The 18,360-nt window shown below is 73.5% G+C and carries 20 protein-coding genes; 9 read left to right on the forward strand and 11 right to left on the reverse strand.

Annotation, left to right across the window (positions count from 1 at the left end):
* Positions 1-26 precede the first annotated feature (26 nt).
* Positions 27-443: a Fur family transcriptional regulator gene (locus ACWEFJ_RS12455; RefSeq protein WP_378082915.1), complete on the reverse strand. Its 417-nt coding sequence runs from the start codon at positions 441-443 to the stop codon at positions 27-29.
* An 85-nt stretch (positions 444-528) separates the two neighbouring features.
* Between ACWEFJ_RS12455 and ACWEFJ_RS12460 the strand changes: the two genes are divergently transcribed.
* Both ACWEFJ_RS12460 and ACWEFJ_RS12465 read left to right on the forward strand, forming a co-directional pair.
* The gene (locus ACWEFJ_RS12460; RefSeq protein ID WP_449713808.1) at positions 529-1,698 is read left to right on the forward strand and encodes an MFS transporter; all 1,170 of its coding nucleotides are present in this window, start codon (positions 529-531) and stop codon (positions 1,696-1,698) included.
* A 62-nt stretch (positions 1,699-1,760) separates the two neighbouring features.
* Entirely contained in the window at positions 1,761-2,405 is a 645-nt protein-coding gene (locus ACWEFJ_RS12465) for a thiopurine S-methyltransferase (protein WP_449713809.1), read from the forward strand.
* On the opposite strand, the gene ACWEFJ_RS12470 is transcribed toward ACWEFJ_RS12465, so the two are convergent.
* The 3 genes from ACWEFJ_RS12470 to ACWEFJ_RS12480 are packed head-to-tail and all read right to left on the reverse strand — an operon-like array spanning position 2,402 to position 6,199.
* Positions 2,402-3,835, reverse strand: a complete 1,434-nt coding sequence (locus tag ACWEFJ_RS12470; protein WP_378082920.1) for a gluconokinase — start codon at positions 3,833-3,835, stop codon at positions 2,402-2,404. The genes ACWEFJ_RS12465 and ACWEFJ_RS12470 overlap by 4 nt on opposite strands.
* A gap of 10 nt (positions 3,836-3,845) precedes the next feature.
* Positions 3,846-4,937, reverse strand: a complete 1,092-nt coding sequence (locus ACWEFJ_RS12475) for an aspartate-semialdehyde dehydrogenase (RefSeq protein ID WP_378082921.1) — start codon at positions 4,935-4,937, stop codon at positions 3,846-3,848.
* Positions 4,934-6,199: an aspartate kinase gene (locus ACWEFJ_RS12480; RefSeq protein WP_378082923.1), complete on the reverse strand. Its 1,266-nt coding sequence runs from the start codon at positions 6,197-6,199 to the stop codon at positions 4,934-4,936. The genes ACWEFJ_RS12475 and ACWEFJ_RS12480 overlap by 4 nt, the downstream gene beginning before the upstream one ends.
* 100 nt (positions 6,200-6,299) lie before the next feature.
* On the opposite strand from ACWEFJ_RS12480, the gene ACWEFJ_RS12485 reads away from it, so the two are divergent.
* On the forward strand, positions 6,300-7,499 hold the full coding sequence (locus ACWEFJ_RS12485; protein WP_378082924.1) for a hypothetical protein: 1,200 nt from the start codon (positions 6,300-6,302) through the stop codon (positions 7,497-7,499).
* Positions 7,499-8,083 carry a nitroreductase family protein gene (locus ACWEFJ_RS12490; RefSeq protein ID WP_378082926.1) on the forward strand — a complete coding sequence of 195 codons (585 nt, stop codon included), beginning with the start codon at positions 7,499-7,501 and terminating at the stop codon, positions 8,081-8,083. Before ACWEFJ_RS12485 ends, ACWEFJ_RS12490 begins: the two co-directional genes overlap by 1 nt.
* Positions 8,084-8,139: 56 nt before the next feature.
* On the opposite strand, the gene ACWEFJ_RS12495 is transcribed toward ACWEFJ_RS12490, so the two are convergent.
* Positions 8,140-8,439, reverse strand: a complete 300-nt coding sequence (locus ACWEFJ_RS12495) for a hypothetical protein (protein WP_378082929.1) — start codon at positions 8,437-8,439, stop codon at positions 8,140-8,142.
* A 228-nt stretch (positions 8,440-8,667) separates the two neighbouring features.
* Between ACWEFJ_RS12495 and leuA the strand changes: the two genes are divergently transcribed.
* The gene (gene leuA, locus ACWEFJ_RS12500) at positions 8,668-10,458 is read left to right on the forward strand and encodes a 2-isopropylmalate synthase (RefSeq protein ID WP_378082931.1); all 1,791 of its coding nucleotides are present in this window, start codon (positions 8,668-8,670) and stop codon (positions 10,456-10,458) included.
* 48 nt (positions 10,459-10,506) lie between these two features.
* Here the strand turns inward: leuA and ACWEFJ_RS12505 are convergent, their stop codons facing one another.
* Positions 10,507-11,646, reverse strand: coding sequence for an epoxide hydrolase family protein (locus ACWEFJ_RS12505; protein ID WP_449713810.1), 1,140 nt, complete (start codon positions 11,644-11,646; stop codon positions 10,507-10,509).
* 63 nt (positions 11,647-11,709) lie between these two features.
* Here ACWEFJ_RS12505 and ACWEFJ_RS12510 point away from each other — a divergent pair, with 63 nt between their 5' ends.
* Positions 11,710-12,678: a helix-turn-helix transcriptional regulator gene (locus ACWEFJ_RS12510; protein ID WP_449713811.1), complete on the forward strand. Its 969-nt coding sequence runs from the start codon at positions 11,710-11,712 to the stop codon at positions 12,676-12,678.
* On the opposite strand, the gene ACWEFJ_RS12515 is transcribed toward ACWEFJ_RS12510, so the two are convergent.
* Together ACWEFJ_RS12515 and ACWEFJ_RS12520 are read right to left on the reverse strand one after the other, a co-directional pair.
* On the reverse strand, positions 12,656-13,030 hold the full coding sequence (locus ACWEFJ_RS12515) for a peptidase inhibitor family I36 protein (protein ID WP_378082935.1): 375 nt from the start codon (positions 13,028-13,030) through the stop codon (positions 12,656-12,658). The genes ACWEFJ_RS12510 and ACWEFJ_RS12515 overlap by 23 nt on opposite strands.
* A 273-nt stretch (positions 13,031-13,303) precedes the next feature.
* A complete protein-coding gene (locus ACWEFJ_RS12520; RefSeq protein WP_378082937.1) occupies positions 13,304-13,921 on the reverse strand; it encodes a TetR/AcrR family transcriptional regulator in 618 nt (205 codons plus the stop codon).
* 68 nt (positions 13,922-13,989) lie between these two features.
* Here ACWEFJ_RS12520 and ACWEFJ_RS12525 point away from each other — a divergent pair, with 68 nt between their 5' ends.
* Entirely contained in the window at positions 13,990-14,553 is a 564-nt protein-coding gene (locus ACWEFJ_RS12525) for a TIGR03086 family metal-binding protein (protein ID WP_449713812.1), read from the forward strand.
* 124 nt (positions 14,554-14,677) lie between these two features.
* Positions 14,678-14,977 carry a hypothetical protein gene (locus ACWEFJ_RS12530; protein WP_449713813.1) on the forward strand — a complete coding sequence of 100 codons (300 nt, stop codon included), beginning with the start codon at positions 14,678-14,680 and terminating at the stop codon, positions 14,975-14,977.
* On the opposite strand, the gene ACWEFJ_RS12535 is transcribed toward ACWEFJ_RS12530, so the two are convergent.
* Positions 14,974-15,405 (reverse strand): winged helix-turn-helix transcriptional regulator, encoded by a 432-nt coding sequence (locus ACWEFJ_RS12535; RefSeq protein ID WP_449713814.1) that lies wholly within the window; start codon positions 15,403-15,405, stop codon positions 14,974-14,976. The two genes, ACWEFJ_RS12530 and ACWEFJ_RS12535, sit on opposite strands and share 4 nt — an antisense overlap.
* Positions 15,406-15,486: 81 nt before the next feature.
* Between ACWEFJ_RS12535 and ACWEFJ_RS12540 the strand changes: the two genes are divergently transcribed.
* A complete protein-coding gene (locus ACWEFJ_RS12540) occupies positions 15,487-16,188 on the forward strand; it encodes an SDR family oxidoreductase (protein WP_378082944.1) in 702 nt (233 codons plus the stop codon).
* Between the two features lie 43 nt (positions 16,189-16,231).
* Here the strand turns inward: ACWEFJ_RS12540 and ACWEFJ_RS12545 are convergent, their stop codons facing one another.
* Both ACWEFJ_RS12545 and ACWEFJ_RS12550 read right to left on the reverse strand, forming a co-directional pair.
* On the reverse strand, positions 16,232-17,356 hold the full coding sequence (locus tag ACWEFJ_RS12545) for an ABC transporter ATP-binding protein (protein WP_449713839.1): 1,125 nt from the start codon (positions 17,354-17,356) through the stop codon (positions 16,232-16,234).
* An 8-nt stretch (positions 17,357-17,364) separates the two neighbouring features.
* Positions 17,365-18,360 carry an ABC transporter ATP-binding protein gene (locus ACWEFJ_RS12550; protein WP_378082947.1) on the reverse strand — a complete coding sequence of 332 codons (996 nt, stop codon included), beginning with the start codon at positions 18,358-18,360 and terminating at the stop codon, positions 17,365-17,367.

Raw genomic sequence — 18,360 nt, forward strand, 5'->3', positions numbered from 1 at the left:
GTGGCTCCTTCTGTGGGGTGCGGCAGTCAGGTCCCTCGGCAATCCGGGCACAGACCCCAGAACAGGACTTCCGCCTCGTCCACCGCGAAGCCGGCCGTCTCGGAGGGTTCGAGGCAGGGCGCGGCGCCGTGGACGCAGTCGACGTCCTCGGTCCGGCCGCAGGTCCGGCAGACGAGGTGGTGGTGGTTGTCGCCGGTCCGCGTCTCGTACCGCGCCGGGTGACCGGCGGGTTCGATCCGGCGCAGCAACCCGGTCCGCGCGCACGCGTGCAGCACGTCGTAGACGGCCTGCGTCGACACGGACCCCAACCGGGCCCGCACGCCCTCGGCGACCGCGTCGGCCGTGGCGTGGGGGTGTTCGACGAGCCACTCGAGCACCGCGATCCGGGGTGCGGTGACGCGCAGCCCGGCGTCCTTGAGCAGCTCACGTGGTCCTGGGGTCATGGCTCCACCACTTCATCACGCTTTCTGGAACGAGTCAAGAAAACGAACGGTTAAACCTCTTGCCCTCGCGAGTGAGGATGGGCACGTGAACGTCTCCCGTTACCTGGCCGTCCTCCGAACGCCGCGCGTGCCCGGCCTGATGCTCCTGATGCTGGTCGCGCGCGTGCCGGCGACGGCCGCGGGCATGACGATCACCATGCACGTCCTGCTCGGCCTCGAACGAGGTTACGGCGCGGCGGGCCTGGTCGGGGCGGTCAGCACGATCGGCATCGCGCTGGGCTCGCCGCTGATGGGCCACCTGGTGGACCGGCGCGGGCTGCGCGCCATGGTGGCCCTGTCGGTGGCCACCGAGGGCGTCTTCTGGTTCGTCGCGCCCCTGCTGCCCTACGAGGTGCTGCTGGTCACGTGCTTCCTCACCGGGATCACGGTGCTGCCGGTCATGTCGCTGGGCAGGCAGATCCTGACCGCGCTGGTGCCGGACGACCGCCGGCGCACCGCGCTGGCGATGGACTCGATGGCCGTCGAGGTCGCGTTCATGGCCGGCCCGGCGCTCGGCGTCGCGCTCACCACGCAGGCGTCCAGCCGGACCGCGATGTGGGCCATCGGCGCGTCCATGCTCGTGGTGGGCGCGATCCTGTACGCGGTCAACCCCCCGGTCGGCCGCGAGGGCCACTCGGGACCGCGCGTGCCCCGCCGGGAGTGGCTCGACGGGCGGCTGGTCGGGGTGCTGATCAGCGCGGGCGGCGCGACGTTCGTGCTGTCGGGCGTCGAGGTGTCCGTGGTGGCGTCGATGCGCGAACTGGGCCTGACCGGGTGGACCGGGGCGATGGTCGCGGTGATGTGCGTGGCGTCGCTGGTCGGCGGGTTCGTCTACGGCGGGCTGACCCGCGTGCCGCCGCTGTGGGCGCTGATGGGCGGCATGGGGCTGCTGGCCGTGCCGATCGGGTTGTTCGGCTGGTCGCCGTGGTGGCTGGCGCTCGCCCTGGTGCCGACGAACCTCCTGTGCGCGCCGACGATCACCGCGACCGGCGAGGAGATCACGAAGCACGCGCCCCCGTCCGCGCGCGGTGTGGCGATGGGCCTGCAGAGCTCGGCGTTCACGCTCGGCGTGGCGCTGGGCCAGCCGGTCGCCGGGTTCGTGATCGACCACGGCTCACCGGCGTGGGGGTTCGCCGTCGCGGGCGTCGGCGCGGTCGTGATCGCCGCGGGCACCGCGGTGCCCGGTCACCGCAGGACGCCGGCCCCGGTGGTCTGATCGGGGCGGAAACCACCCGTTCGGCCCAGTCTCCGGCACGCTCCGCGCACCTCTTCTCCAGCATGGAACCCGAGTTCTGGTACGAGTCGTGGGAGCAGGGCGGCACGAAGACGAGCTTCCACCTGCGCGACGTGCACGAGCACGCCCGGATGCTGGCCCGGCTCGGCCTGGTGGCCGGCGCGCGGGTCCTGGTGCCGCTCTGCGGCAAGACCACCGACCTGCGGTTCTTCGCCGAGACGGCGGCGGAGGTCGTCGGGGTCGAGCTGGTGCCCCGGGCCGTCGAGGAGTTCTTCGCCGAGAACGGCCTGGACCCGGTGGAGGAGGAGCCCGACGTGTTCCGCTGCGGCAACCTCGTCATCCGCCGCCAGGACCTGTTCCGGCTGGGACCGGCCGAGATCGGCCCGGTCGACCTGGTCTACGACCGCGCGTCGCTGATCGCGTTCCCGGACGACATGCGGCAGCGGTACGCCGACACGATCACCCGCCTGGCCCGGCCCGGGACCCGGTACTTCATCAACACCCTGGAGTACCACCCGACGCTGCCGACGCCGCCGTTCTCCGTCGGGCCGGCGGAGATCGCCGAGCGCTTCGGGCACGCGTTCGACGTCGAGCACCTGGCCGCGCAGCCCCGGCCGGAGCACCGGATGGTCGGGAAGTTCGGCCTGACCGACCTGGTGGAGCACGGCTTCCTGCTGCGCGCCCGCTAGGGCCGCCCCAGCTCGCGCAGGGCCCGGTACAGGCGTTCGACGCCCGGCCGGGCCCGCGCGTAGAAGCGGACCGCCTCCGGGTCCGGGGCGATCGTCTTCACCGGGGTGATCAGGTCGGCGGCGACGGTCAGCGACCCGATCTCCCCCAGCGCCCGCCACCCCACCAGGGCCGCGCCCACGCCCGAGCCCTCGCTGTCGTCGGCCAGCTCCAGCTCCAGGCCCAGCGCCGACGACAGGACCGTCGCCCACAGGTCGCTGCGGAACGCGCCGCCGGTCACCCGGACCGCGTGCACGTCCGCCACCGAGCGCACCGCGTCCAGCACCAGCGCCAGTTGCTGCGCCACGCCCTCCACCAGGGCACGGGTGACCACCGCGCGCCCGTGCTCGCGCCGCAGCCCGACCACCGCCGAGGTCGCGTCCGCGTCCCACCACGGCGCGCGCTCGCCCAGCAGGTACGGCAACGCGGTCACGCCCGACGCGCCCACCGGCACCGCGGCGGCCTCGTCCAGCAGGTCCCGGACGTCCACGCCGAACGCCTCGGCGGCCCACTGCGCGGCCACGCCGCCGTTGCTCACCGCGCCGCCGAGCACCCACAGCCCCTCGGCGACGGCGTAGCAGAACACCCGCCCCCGCTCGTCCACGGCGGGCTCGTCGCGCACCACCCGCAGCGCGCCGCTGGTCCCCAGCGACACCGCCGCCACCCCCGGCACGACCGCGCCCACGCCGAGGTTCGCCATCGGCCCGTCGCCGCCGCCCAGCACGACCGGCAGCCCGGCGGGCAGGCCCGGCACGTCCACCGCGAGCGGCAGGGAGTCGGTCGGGGCGTGCAGCGCGGGCAGCTGCTCGGCCCGCACGCCCGCGAACTCCAGCGACCCGGGGTGCCAGTCCAGCGACCGCAGGTCCATCAGGCCCGTCGCCGACGCCGACGAGTGCTCGGTCGCCAGCACGCCCGTCAGCCGCAGCGCCACGTAGTCCTTGAGCCCGCACCACCGGTCCGCGGTGAACCCCCGGTCGTGGAACCACGCCAGCTTCACCAGCGGCGACATGGTGTGGATCGGGGTGCCGGTCGCCCGGTGCAGCGCGATGCCCGCGTCCGTGCCGCGCAGCCGGGCCGCCTGCTCCTGCGCGCGGTTGTCCGCCCACGACACCGACGGCGTGACCGGCGTGCCCGAGGCGTCCAGGCCCACCAGCGTGTGCATCGCGCCGGTCAACGCCAGCGCCCGCACCGCGAGCCCCCGGGACGCGACCTCCCGCAACGCCCGCAGCGCCGCCTCCCACACCTCCACCGGGTCGTGGGTCGCCTCGCCGGAGGGCGTGGTGCGCATCGGGTAGCCGTGCTCCGCCGATGCCACCACGCCCGCGTCCCGGTCCACCGCGATGACCTTGGTCGACGTCGTCCCCAGGTCGATCGCGAGCACTACCTCCGCCATGGGGGTGAACCTACAGGCGGCCGGCCAGCTCCTCGGCGATCTCGTAGGTGTTCAGCGCCGCACCCTTGCGCAGGTTGTCCCCGCACACGAAGAAGTCCAGCGTGTTCGGGAAGTCCAGCGCCTGCCGCACCCGGCCGACGTAGGTCGGGTCGCCGCCCACGACGTCCGCGGGCGTCGGGAACTCCTTCGCCGACGGGTCGTCCACCAGCACGATCGACGGCTGCGCGCCGAAGATCTTGTGCGCCTGCTCGACGGTCACCTCGCGGGCGAACGTCGCGTGCACCGCCAGCGAGTGCGTCGTCACCACGGGCACGCGCACGCACGTCGCCGAGACCTTCAGGTCCGGGATGCCGAGGATCTTGCGGGACTCGTTGCGGACCTTCAGCTCCTCGCTGGTCCACCCCTCGTCCTTGAGCGACCCGGCCCACGGCACCACGTTGAACGCCAGCGGCGCGGGGAACGGCGAGTCCGACACCGGCAGCCCGGCGGCCTCCAGCGCCTCGCGCACGTCGCCCGCGCGCACCCCGACCGGCTTGCCCGCCAACGCCTCGGTCTCCGCGTACAGGCGGTCGATCGCCGCCTGCCCGCCGCCCGACGCCGCCTGGTAGGACGCGACGACCAGCTCGCGCAGCTCGAACTCCCGGTGCAGGGCGCCCAGCGCGGCCATCATCGACAACGTCGTGCAGTTCGGGTTCGCGATGATCCCCTTCGGGCGCTCGCCGATCCGGTCGGCGTTCACCTCGGGCACCACCAGCGGCACCTCGGGGTCCATCCGGAACGCGCCCGAGTTGTCCACCGCGACCGCGCCGCGGGCGGCGGCCACCGGGGCCCACTCGGCCGACACCTCGTCCGGCACGTCGAACATGGCGACGTCCACGCCGTCGAACGCCTCGGGCGACAGCGCGACGACGGTCAGCTCCTCACCGCGCACGGTGATCTTCTTGCCCGCCGAGCGCGGCGACGCGATCAGCCGGATCTCGCCCCACGGCACGGACTCGCGGCCGTTGATGATGTCGATCATGACGGTGCCGACGGCGCCGGTCGCGCCCACCAGCGCGAGGCGGGGCTTGCGCGGCACACCCGCACCCGAGGTCGCGCTCATCGTCCACTCCCCGCGTACACCACTGCCTCCTCGTCGCCGCCCAGCTCGAACGCGTCGTGCAGGGCCCGCACGGCGTCGTCGAGCTGCGTGTCGCGGCAGATGACCGAGATCCGGATCTCCGAGGTGGAGATGATCTCGATGTTGACGCCGGCCGCGGCCAGCGCCTCGCAGAACTGGGCGGTCACGCCGGGGTGCGAGCGCATGCCCGCGCCGACCAGCGACACCTTGCCCACGTGCTCGTCGTAGAGCACCTGGTCGAAGCCGATCTCCTCGCGCGCCTTCTCCAACGCGGCGACCGCGCGCGGCCCGTCGTCCTTCGGCAGGGTGAACGTCACGTCGGTGCGGCCGGACACGGCCTGCGAGACGTTCTGCACGACCATGTCGATGTCCAGCTCCGCCTCCGCCACGACGCGGAAGATCCGCGCCGCCATGCCGGGCAGGTCGGGCACCGCGGTCACGGTCACCTTGGCCTCGGACCGGTCGTGCGCGACGCCGGTGATCATCGCCTGTTCCACGGGAAGGTCCTCCACTGACCCGGACACGATGGTCCCGGGCTTGTTGCTGAACGAAGATCGGACGTGCACGGGGACGCCGTAGCGGCGGGCGTACTCGACGCAGCGCAGCATGAGCACCTTGGCCCCGCTCGCCGCCATCTCGAGCATCTCCTCGTAGGTGATGGTCTCCAGCCGCTTGGCGTTCGGCACGATGCGCGGGTCGGCGGTGAACACGCCGTCCACGTCGGTGTAGATCTCGCAGACGTCGGCCTTCAGCGCGGCCGCCAACGCCACCGCGGTGGTGTCGGTGCCGCCGCGGCCGAGCGTGGTGATCTCCTTGCTGTCCTGGCTCACGCCCTGGAAGCCCGCGACGATCGCGATCGCGCCCTCCGCCAGCGCGTCCTGGATGCGGCTCGGCGTCACGTCGATGATGCGCGCCTTGCCGTGCACGGACGTGGTGATCACCCCGGCCTGCGAGCCGGTGTAGGACCGCGCCTCGGCGCCCAGCGAGCTGATCGCCATCGCCAGCAGCGACATGGAGATCCGCTCGCCGGAGGTGAGCAGCATGTCCATCTCGCGGGCGGGCGGCACCGGGGACACCTGGCGCGCGAGGTCGAGCAGCTCGTCGGTCGTGTCGCCCATGGCCGAGACGGCCACGACGACGTCGTTGCCCGCTTTGCGGGTCGCGACGATGCGCTCGGCCACCCGTTTGATCCGCTCGGCGCTCCCGACCGAGGAACCGCCGTACTTCTGGACGACGAGCGCCACAGACCCACTCCTCCCAGGTGCTTCAAGCCCAGCTCACCGGGGAGACTACCTGGCCCAAGGAGTGGACAGCGGTCGCCGTGACGCCCACTACCCTCGACCCGTGTCGACCCTGGAGGCGGTTCGCGTGGACCCGTACGACGCGCCCGGCGCGCGCGGGCGGCTGGCACGCGCGGCCAGACACCGGGCGACCGCGGTGCTCGCGCCCGCCCTGCTCTACCTGGCCGTGCGCGAGCTGGGCCTGATCGCGCTCCGGCTGATGGCGGCGCGGTGGGACAAGGACGTCACCCGGGCGCTCACCTCGTGGGACGGGCAGTGGTTCCTGGGCATCGCCGAGGGCGGCTACGACGACGTGCCGACGTGGCTGGTGGACGCGTTCGGGCGGCGGACGGACGAGACGCCGCTCGCGTTCTTCCCCGGCTACCCGGCCCTGGTGCGGTGGGTCGACGGGCTGCCCGGCGTGCCGACGGTCGGGGCGGCGTTCGCGGTGAGCCTGGTCAGCGGCGTCGTGTGCGCCTACGGGCTGGCCCGGCTCGGGGAGCGGGTGTCCGGCGGGTCGCGCCGGGCCGGGTTGGCGCTGGTCGTGCTGTTCGCGGCGTCGCCGATGGCCGTGGTGCTGTCGATGACGTACTCCGAGGCGACGTTCTGCGCGCTGGCCGCGTGGTCGCTGGTCGGCGTGGTGGAGCGGCGGTGGCTGCTCGCCGGGGTGTGCTGCGCGGCGGCGGGCCTCGTGCGGCCGACGGCCGCGGCGCTGGTCCTGGCGGTGTGCGCGGCGGCGGCCGCGGCGGTGTGGCGGCGGCGGGACGACTGGCGGGCGTGGGTCGGCGGGCTCGTCGCGCCGCTCGGGCTGCTCGGCTACCTGGCGTACGTGGCACTGCGCACCGGGCGGTGGGACGGCTGGTTCGCCGTGCAGCGGATCGGGTGGGACTCCCGGTTCGACGGCGGGGCCGCGACCTGGAAGTTCGCGCTGCTCATCCTGGGCGAGCCCCGGTCGGTGCTGGAGCTGGCCACGGTGTGGCTGCTGGTCGTGGCGCTCGCGCTGGTGGTGCTGAGCCTGCGGCGGGGGCCGGAGTGGCCGCTGGTCGTGTACGGCGTGGGCGTGCTCGCCATGGACCTCGGCTCGAACGGGCTGATGAACTCCAAGGCGCGGCTGCTGCTGCCCGCGTTCACCCTGCTCCTGCCCGTCGCGCTGGCGCTGGCCCGGCGGCGGACGGGCACCGCGGTGGCGGTGCTGGCCGGGGTTTCGGTGTTCAGCGCGTGGTTCGGGGCGTACGCCATCACGGCTTGGCAGTATGCGATCTGATGGAACCCCACGACCTGATCATGCGACGCTGGAGCCCCCGTGCGTTCGACGGCACGGCCGAGGTCTCCCCGGACACCGTGCGCGTGCTGCTGGAGGCGGCCCGCTGGGCGGCCTCGCACGGCAACACCCAACCCGCCCGCTTCCTGGTCGGCCACCGCGGCGACGACACGTTCGAGCGGATCTTCGCCGCGCTGCGGCCCGGCAACCGGTCCTGGGCCGGGCGGGCGTCCGTGCTGCTGGTGGGCGCGGTCGCCGAGGCCGACGAGCGCGGCCCGGTGCCGAACACCGAGTTCGGGCTGGGCCTCGCGGTGCAGAACCTGGTGCTGCAGGCCGTGGACCTGGGGCTGGTCACGCACCAGATGGGCGGCTTCGACCCGGACGCCGTGCGCGTCGCGTTCGGGCTGCCCGACCACGTGCGGCCGGTCGTGGTGATCGCGGTCGGCGTGCTCGGCGACGACGCGGACCTGCCCGAGGAGCTGCGGGCGCGGGAACGGCGGCCGCGGACGCGCAAACCGCTGAGCGAGACGGTGTTCACCGGCCGGTGGGGGCGGCCCGCCTTCGCGGACGACCCCGGCGAGGGCTGAGCGCGCCGGTTCCCCGCCGCGGGAGGAGGAGGTCGCGACGGGGAACCGAAGGGGGGTCAGCGGGCCACGACACGGGCCAGCAGACCGGCGACGACGAGCCAGAACACCGCCGCGAGGCCGTAGTTCAGGAGCACGTCGACGTTGTAGTTGCCCGTCTTGAACAACCCCGGGAAGAACAGCGCCAGCGGCTCGGCGAGCTGCTGGATGAAGCGGAAGAACGCGTTGCCGGCGTTCACCCCGATCAGGATCATGAGGATGTACAGCACCTCGATGGCCGCGAAAGCGGCACCGACACCGCGGATCACCCGGGCAGCGGTGTAGTTCCCGCTGCGCGTTGAGGTTCGCCATCTGGACATGTCAAGAAGGTGCCCGCCCCACGATCGAGTGAAACTCGAGCGGGTGAAGTTCCACCATCTGGGCGGTCGGTTCCACCTCGGCGCGGAATGTGGTTAACCTGTCCGACGTGGCACGTGCCCTCCTGCTTCGCCGCCGTGACGGGGTCTGATCAGACCGGCCCCCCGTCGCGGGATCGAGCGTTGCCGCCGGTCGTCCGATCCCCGGCAGCAGCAGGAGCACTCCCGATCATGAGCACCAGTCACGACGCGTACACCTCCGGCACGAGCCGCATCCGGCCCCCGGCCCGCCCCGTGCCCGGCCAGCCCGCGTGGAACCCCCAGCGCGGCACGTCCATGCCCGTGCACCGCTACCGGCCCTTCCACGAGCAGGTGGAGACCATCGACCTGCCGGACCGCACCTGGCCCGGCAAGCGGATCACCCAGGCGCCCCTGTGGTGCGCCGTCGACCTGCGCGACGGCAACCAGGCGCTGATCGACCCCATGTCGCCCGCGCGCAAGCGCAAGATGTTCGACCTGCTGGTCCGGATGGGCTACAAGGAGATCGAGGTCGGCTTCCCGGCCGCCTCGCAGACCGACTTCGACTTCGTCCGCGAGATCATCGAGGACGGCGCGATCCCGCCCGACGTGACCATCCAGGTGCTGACCCAGTGCCGCCCCGAGCTGATCACCCGCACGTTCGAGGCGCTGCGCGGCGCGGCCAAGGCGATCGTGCACTTCTACAACTCGACGTCCGTCCTGCAGCGGCGGGTCGTGTTCAAGTCCGACCGCGAGGGCATCAAGAAGATCGCCACCGACGCCGCCGCGTTCGCGCTGGAGCAGGAGAAGCTCTACCCGGAGACCGAGTTCCGCTACGAGTACTCCCCCGAGTCCTACACCGGCACCGAGCTGTCCTACGCGCTGGAGGTCTGCGACGCCGTGTCGGCGGTCATCCGGCCGACGCCGGAGAAGCCGCTGATCATCAACCTGCCGGCGACCGTCGAGATGGCCACCCCGAACGTGTACGCCGACTCGATCGAGTGGATGTCGCGCAACCTGGCGCGCCGCGACTCGATCATCCTGTCGCTGCACCCGCACAACGACCGCGGCACCGGCGTGGCGGCGGCCGAGCTGGGCTACCTGGCGGGCGCGGACCGGATCGAGGGCTGCCTGTTCGGCAACGGCGAGCGCACCGGCAACGTGTGCCTGGTGACGCTGGGCATGAACCTGTTCAGCCAGGGCGTCGACCCGCAGATCGACTTCTCCGACATCGACGAGATCCGGCGCACGGTCGAGTACTGCAACCAGCTGCCCGTGCCCGAGCGGCACCCCTACGGCGGCGACCTGGTGTTCACCGCGTTCTCCGGCTCGCACCAGGACGCGATCAAGAAGGGCTTCGAGGCCCTGGAGGACGCCGCCAAGGCCGCCGGGCAGCACGTGGACGAGTACCAGTGGGACGTGCCGTACCTGCCGATCGACCCCAAGGACGTCGGCCGCAACTACGAGGCCGTGATCCGGGTCAACTCGCAGTCCGGCAAGGGCGGCGTGGCGTACCTGATGAAGACCGAGCACCACCTGGACCTGCCGCGCCGGCTCCAGGTCGAGTTCTCCAAGGTCATCCAGGAGGTCACCGACACCCGGGGCGGCGAGATCGGCCCCAAGGACATGTGGGACGCCTTCGCCGAGGAGTACCTGAACGGAACGGTGCCGCTGAAGCTGCTGCGGCAGGAGGTGTCCGGCGACGGCAGCGGCCACGAGCGGATCACGGCCGTCGTCGTGGTGGACGGCGAGACGCAGGAGATCACCGGCAGCGGCAACGGCCCGATCGCCGCGTTCGTCGACGCGCTGGCCACCGTCGGCTACGACGTGCGGGTGCTGGACTACGTCGAGCACGCGCTGTCGTCGGGCGACGACGCCCGTGCGGCGGCGTACCTGGAGTGCGCCGTGTCGGACCGCGTGCTGTGGGGCGTGGGCATCGACAGCTCGACCGTGGTGGCCTCGCTGCGCGCCCTGGTCTCCGCGATCAACCGCGCCAACCGCTAGTGCCCGACGGGCCGCCTCGCCGCCGGACGGTCGGCGAGGCGGCCCCGGTCACCGCCCGGCGAAGAACCCGCGCACGTCCGCGACCAGCAGGTCCGGCCGCTCCAGGGCCAGGAAGTGGCCGCCCCGGTCCAGCTCGGTCCAGCGCACGACGCGGTGGTCGCGCTCGGCCCACCGCCGGACCGTCACGTCGCGCGCCGAGACCAGCACCCCGGTCGGCACGGTCGCCGGCGGCCGCTCGTCCCAGCCCTTGGCGGAGATCTCCTCGTAGTAGACCTGCGCCGCGGACGCGGACGTGCCGGTCAGCCAGTACAGCGACACGTCGGTCAGCACCCGGTCGCGGCTCACGCTGTCCTCGGGCAGGCCGTCCTCCGGGTCGGTCAGCTCCTTGAACTTCTCCACGATCCAGGCGAGCTGCCCCACCGGCGAGTCGTGCAACGCGTAGGCCACGGTCTGCGGGCGCTTGGCGTTGCACCGGAGGTAGCCGTCGTTGAAGTCCCGCATGGCCGCCCAGCGCCGCTGCTCGACCTCCGTGAGGCCGTCCAGCTCGCCCTCCTCGCCGACGGGGAACGCCAGCAGGGCGTTGAGGTGGATGCCGACCACGCGGTCCGGCGCGCGCCGGCCCATCTCGGGGGCGACCCACGACCCGGTGTCGTAGCCCTGCACGCCGTACCGCTCGTACCCGAGCGCCGCCATCAGCTCCACCAGCACGCCCGCCATCCGCGCCGCGCCCATGCCGGGTCCGGCCAGCGGGGTGGAGAAGCCGAACCCGGGCAGCGACGGGACGACCAGGTGGAACGCGCGGGACGGGTCGCCGCCGTGCGCGCGCGGGTCGGACAGGGGGCCGATCACGTCGAGGAAGTCCGTCACGCCGCCCGGCCAGCCGTGCAGCAGGACCAGCGGCAGGGCGTCCGGCTCGGGCGAGCGCACGTGCAGGAAGTGCACGGTCTGGCCGGCGACGTCGGCCAGGAACTGCGGGTGCCGGTTGATCTCCGCCTCGTGCGCGCGCCAGTCGTAGCGGGTGCGCCAGTGCTCGGCGAGGTCCTTCAGGTAGCCCACCGGCACGCCCCGGCTCCAGCCCACGCCGGGCAGCTCGTCCGGCCAGCGGGTGTTCGCCAGGCGCGCCTTCAGGTCGTCGAGCAGCTCCTCGGGGACGTCGACGCGGAACGGGCGGATGTCGTGCTCTGTCATGGCCGCGACGCTAGGGACCCGTTGGGACGGTGCCGGTCCTAACGATCGGGCAGGCTCGACGCCATGGTGGACACGTCCTCGCGGCTGCTCCGGCTGCTGTCGCTGTTGCAGACCCGGTGCGACCGGTCCGGCGCCGAGCTGGCCGACCGGCTGGGCGTCACCCCGCGCACCGTCCGCCGGGACGTCGAACGGCTGCGCGACCTCGGCTACCCGGTGCACGCCACCCGCGGCACGGCCGGGTACCGGCTCGGCGGCGGGGCCGCGCTGCCGCCGCTGCCGCTGGAGGACGACGAGGCGGTCGCCGTGGCGGTCGGGCTGCGCACGGCGGCGGGCGGCTCGGTCGCCGGGATCGAGGAGACGTCGCTGCGGGCGCTGGCCAAGCTGGAGCAGGTGCTGCCCGCGCGGCTGCGGCACCGGGTCGGCGCGCTGCACTCGGCGACCGTCCGGGTCGGCGCGGGAGGCCCCCGGGTGGACCCGGACGTGCTCGTGGCCATCGCCGACGCGTGCCGGCGGTGCGAGTCGCTGCGGTTCGACTACACCGGCGCCGGCGGCGTCCGCACCACCCGGTCCGCCCAGCCGCACCGCCTGGTCAGCCTCGGCCGGCACTGGTACCTCGTCGCCTGGGACACCGACCGCGACGACTGGCGCAGCTTCCGCGTCGACCGGCTCGCGCTGCGCACGCCGAACGGCCCGCGCTTCGCGCAACGCGAGCCGCCCGACGGCGACGTGGCCGCCTACCTGGAGCACCGGCTGTCGTCACGGGCCTGGCCGGTGCGGGCGACCGTCGCGCTGCACGAGCCGGCCGCCGCCGTGGCCGACCGGGTCTGGCCCGGCACGGGCGTGGTCGAGGCCGTGGACGACCGGAGCTGCCTGCTGCACGTCGGCGCGGAGAACGCCCGCGACCTCGTGTGGATGATCACCTCCGTGGACGCGGACTTCACCCTCCTCGACGGTCCGCCGGCCCTGGTCGACGCGCTGCGCGAGCACGCCGACCGCTGCCGGCGCGCGATCAGTCGAACCAGAGCGACCTGATCGTGTAATTCCCGGCCAGGTTTCCCTGGTCGCCCGCCACGGTGCTGCCGATCCGGCCCTCGTAGTTGTGCTCCCGGTAATAGTGCACCCGGTCGTTGGACCGGTTCCGCACCGATTTCGGGTTCACCAGGCCCCACGAGCAGATCTCGTTCGCCCGGGCGTTGCTCTGCGAGTACTGGCACCGGTCGCCCCGGCCGTCGCTGTCCCGGTAGAAGCAGATGTAGTGGTCGCTGCAGTCCCACGCGGCGGGCGCCGGGGCCGCCGCGGCTGCGGGCGTGGAGGCCGACGCGGCGCACAGGCCGATCGCGCAGAGCAGTTTCGCCGCGTGCGCGGCCGATCGGGGAACACGCATGGAGATCACCCTCCCGATGATCGCGAAAAGCATTTCCCACGAAATGTGGAATGCCCCGCGACCGCACCCCCGGGCGAGGAACGGGAACCAGTCGCACAAAAGCATGAAGAACGAAAAGCACTTACCACGGAATTCGGCGGAATCACCACCGCCACCGGAACGGGACCGGATTCGCACCCGGCCGGGTGGCGGGTGGTGGACGGCGCGTGGTCACCCGCGGAACGCCGAGGGCGCCGACGGGCCGGAGACGGTCGGGAGGGCCGCGCGGGCGGCTCAGCGCCGGGCGGGGGGCGCCGCGGCCACCTGGTCCAGCCGGGCCCGGACCGCCGCCCTGGCCCGCTCGTACGCGTGCGGGTCGTCGTGCAGCACCGACCGGGCGTTGGCCAGCTCCAGGAACGCGATCAGCTCGAACGCCAGCTGGTCGGGGTCGGCGACCGACCCGGTCGCGGCGATCGTGTCGCGGACGTAGGCGTGCCACTCGGCGCCGTACCGGGCGATCGAGTCGCGCACCCGACCGGGCCGGGCGTCGAACTCGGCCTGCACGGCGTAGAAGAAGCACCCGCCCGGGAACGTGCGCCGCTCCGAGTACGCGAGCCAGCCGTCCAGCAGCCGCTCCAGCCGGTCCAGCCCCGGCGGCGCGACCAGCGCGGGCTCGACGACCTCGGCCGCGAAGATCGCCGCCGCCGCGCGCACGGTCGCGAGCTGCAGCTCCTCCTTCGAGCCGAAGTGCGCGAACACCCCGCTCTTGCTGACCCGCAGCTCGGTGGCCAGCCGCCCGATCGACAGGCCCTCCAGCCCCTCGACCGAGGCGATCTCCGCCGCGCGCCGCAGGATCTGCCGCCGCGTCTGCTCGCCGCGCTCCACCCGTCCGTCGACCTTCACGGCCCCCACGCTAGCCCCCTTGACCCGACCCGAACTAATTGTACGATCGTTCGTACAACTTGAGGGGCGGAGGAACCGTGGATCTCCTGGACCTGAACCGGCAGTCGCTCGACCTGAACCTGGAGCTGATGGCCGGCCTGGACGAGTCGCACCTGGACCTGGCCACGCCGTGCGCCGGGTGGACGGTGTACGAGCTGCTGCGCCACCAGGTCGAGACGACGCTGTCGTTCGCCGCGGCGATCACCCGCACCGCCGTGGCCGAGCCGGCGAGCGACGACATGCCCACCGCCTACCGGGCGGCGGCCGACGCGGCCACCGAGGCGTTCCGCGCGGACGGGGTGCTGGAGCGCGACGCCGAGTTCCCCGGCTACGGCCGCCGGCCGGGCCGCGACCTGGTGGCCGCGCACTTCGTGGACGGCCTGGTGCACTCCTGGGACCTGCGCCGCGCGATCGGCGCGGACAGCGCGCTCGACCCGGAGCTGGCCACCGCCGCCTTCCGGATGGCCCGCCGCTACCCGACCACGCCGGACGTGCGCGGGCCCGGCGCGGCGTTCGCGCTGCCGGTCCCCGTGCCGGACGACGCGCCGATCACCGACCGCCTGGTCGGGCTGCTGGGCCGTTCGCCGCGCTGGCCGGCGTGACGGCCCCGGGCCGGGGGCGCGACCGCAGGGGGAGGCGCCCCCGGCCCGTACCACCCCGGTATGACGTCGGGGTCGGCACCGCGGACCGACGACCCGCGACCCGATCGCGCCTAGCGTTCGGTGCGTGAGAACGCCATTCGCCCGTCTCGGGATCCACCCGCGGCCCGGTGTCGCCCGGGCCGTCGTCGCGGCCGTGCCCGCGCTGCTCGCCCTGTACCTGGCCGCCCGCGGCTGGCTCTACCCGCTCTGGCCGGACACCGCCGGCGCCCTCGGCCACCCGTTCACCGCCGACCCCGGCCTCGGCGGCGCGTGGGGCGGTCCCACCCTCGCCGGGGCGTGGCTCGTGCACGCCCTGATCGCGCTCGGCGGCCAGGTGCTCTGCCTCGCCGCGCTGCGCGCCCTCTACCGGCCGCGGAACCGCTAGGCCGGCTCGGACCGCACGTCGCCGTCCGGCACGACCGCGCCTTCGTCGTCCACGAACCGCACCCGCACCGGGCGTCCGTCGACCGACCGGTACGCGACCCCCGTCGCGGTGCGCGGCAGGTGCTCGTCGCCCCACTGCTGGAGGGCGCACAGCACCAGGTTCAACCGCCGGCCCGCCTCGGTGAGGCGGTAGCCGTCGCGCGGGCGCTGCCCCGGCTCCCGGTAGCCCTGCCGGGCCAGCAGACCGGCGTCGACCAGCTTCGCGAGCCTGGCCGCGAGCACGTCGGACGCGATGCCGAGCCGCGCGCGGAACTCCGAGAAGCGGGTCGCGCCCACGAACGCCTCGCGCAGCACGAGGAGGGTCCAGCGCTCGCCGACCACGTCCACCGCCCTGGCCAGCGAGCAGGTCGACCCGTCGGGTTCCGTCACGTTCCCCAGTATGGCCCGGTCACGCGCCCGGAGCCGGTCCCGGCTAAGTTGGAAATACCAACTCACCTGGGAGACAGACCCATGAAGATCGCCAACTCGGTCGCGCTGGTCACCGGGTCCAACCGCGGCCTGGGCCGGCACTTCGCCCGCCAGCTGGTGGAGCGGGGCGCGGCGAAGGTCTACGCGACCGCGCGCGACGCCGGCGCGGTGGACCTGCCGGGCGTCGAGGCGCTGCCGCTGGACATCACCGACCCGGCGGCCGTGGCCGCCGCCGCGGCCCTCGCGCGCGACGTGACCCTGCTGGTCAACAACGCGGGCATCATCACCGGGGCGAACCTGGTCACCGGCGACCCGGCCGAGATCAGGCGGGAGATGGACACGCACTTCTACGGCACCCTGGAGGTGATCCGCGCGTTCGCGCCGGTCCTCGCGGCCAACGGCGGCGGCGCGATCCTGAACGTGCTGTCCTCGATGTCGTGGGTGTCCTACGACCGCGCCACCGCCTACAGCGCGGCCAAGGCGGCGCAGTGGAGCCTCACCAACGGCGTCCGGGTGGAGCTGGCGGCGCAGGGCACGCTGGTCACCGGCCTGCACCTCGGGCCGACCGACACGGACATGACGGCGGGCCTCGACGTGCCGAAGAACGACCCGGCCGACGTCGTCCGCGCCGCCCTGGACGGCATCGAGGCCGATCGGGTCGAGGTGCTGGCCGACCAGGGCGTCGTGGAGCTGAAGGCCGCGCTGTCCGCCGACCCGCGCGTGCTCTACCCGCAGGTCGTCTGACCGCGGGTCCGGGGGCGCCGGCGCGCGCCCCCGGACACCGGGCTCACGGGTTCAGCGCCTCCGTCACCGAGGCCGGGCCGCCCAGGGGGACGTCCGGCGAGATGCCGTCCTCCTCCACCAGCACGGTCTCCACCTCGTGCGGCCGCAGCGCGCCGGAGCGGATGTCCTCCGCCCAGTGGCACGCCACCTTGTGCCCCGGCAGCACCTCGCGCAGCTCGGGCCGCTCGGTGTCGCACCGGGTCGCCTGCCGCCACGGGCAGCGGGTGTGGAACCGGCAGCCCTTCGGCGGGTTCGCGGGCGACGGCAGGTCGCCGGTCAGCAGGATCCGCTCCCGCCGGTCCTCGACCAGCGGGTCCGGCACGGGGATCGCCGACAGCAGCGCCCGGGTGTACGGGTGCAGCGGCTCGGTGTAGAGGTCGTCCGAGGTCGCCTCCTCCACCAGGCCGCCCAGGTACATGACGCCGACCCGGTCGGAGATGTGCCGCACCACGGCGAGGTCGTGCGCGATCACCAGGTAGGTCAGCCCGAACTCGTCCTGCAGCTCCTCCAGCAGGTTCACGACCTGCGCCTGCACCGACACGTCCAGCGCGGACACCGGCTCGTCGGCGATGATCAGGTCCGGCTCGACCGCCAGCGCCCGCGCGATGCCGATGCGCTGCCGCTGGCCGCCGGAGAACTCGTGCGGGTACTTGCGCAGCGACGTGGACGGCAGCCCGACCGCGGCCAGCAGCTCGCGCAGCCGCTTGCCGGTCGCCTCGCGGCCCTTGTCCAGGCCGTGCGCCCGCAGGCCCTCGACCAGGATCGACTCCACCGACTGCCGCGGGTCCAGGGACGACATGGGGTCCTGGAACACCATCTGCATCCGGCGCCGCATCCGGCGCAGGCCCTCGCCCTTCAGCGTCGACAGGTCCGTGCCGTCGAACACCACGCGGCCCGCCGTCGGCTCGGTCAGCCGCAGCACCGCCCGCCCGAGGGTGGACTTGCCGCAGCCGGACTCGCCGACCAGGCCGTAGGTCTCGCCGCGGCGCACCGACAGGTCCACGCCGTCCACCGCGTAGACGTGGCCGACCGTGCGGTCGAGGACCACGCCGCGCTTGATCGGGAAGTGCACCTTGATGCCCTCGACCGAGACGAGCGTGTCCGTCGCCGTTCCCGGCTGGGGGGTCACGGCAGTGCTCACACCGACACCTCCTCGACCACCGGGGGCCGCACCGGGTTGTGGCAGCGCAGCAGCCGGCCGCCGCCGATGTCCTCCTGCTCCGGCGTCACCTGGACGCACACGTCCAGCTTGTTGGGGCACCGGGGCGCGAACGCGCACCCCTGCGACCACGGGATGTTGTCCGACACCGAGCCCCGGATGGGGTTCAGCTTCTCGCCGCGCGGCGCGTCCAGCCGCGGGATCGACGACAGCAGGCCGTGCGTGTACGGGTGGCGCGGCGCGGCGAACAGCTCGTGCCGGTGCGCCTTCTCCACCACGCGCCCGGCGTAGAGCACGTTCACCTCGTCGCACAGGCCCGCGACCACGCCCAGGTCGTGCGTGATCATCACCAGCGCGGTGCCCAGATCCCGCACCAGCTCCTTGAGCAGCGCCAGGATCTGCGCCTGGATGGTCACGTCCAGCGCCGTGGTCGGCTCGTCCGCGATCAGCAGCCGCGGCCGGCAGGCCAGCGCGATCGCGATCAGCGCGCGCTGCCGCATGCCGCCGGAGAGCTGGTGCGGGTACTCCGACAACCGCCGGGTCGGGTCGGGGATGCCGACCTTGTCCAGCAGCTCCGCCGCCTCCACCATCGCCTTCTTGCGCGGCATGTCCCGGTGCCGCTCCAGCACCTCGGTCACCTGGATGCCGATCGGGATCACCGGGTTCAGCGAGGACAGCGGGTCCTGGAACACCATGGCCAGGTCGCGGCCGCGCCGGTCGCGCATCTCCCGGTCCGACAGCGACAGCAGGTCCGCGCCCTCGTACCGCACCGAACCGGTCACCCGCGCGCCGCGCTTGGGCAGCAGCCCCATGATCGCGAGCGACGTCACGGACTTGCCGCACCCCGACTCGCCGACCAGGCCGACGGTCTGGCCCGGCTCCACGTCGAAGCTCACGTGGTCCACGGCGGTGAAGGGCTTCTCCCCCTTGCGCTCGAACACCACGGTGAGGTCACGCACTTCCAGTAGCGCCAC

It is taken from the genome of Actinosynnema sp. NPDC004786 (assembly GCF_053601135.1).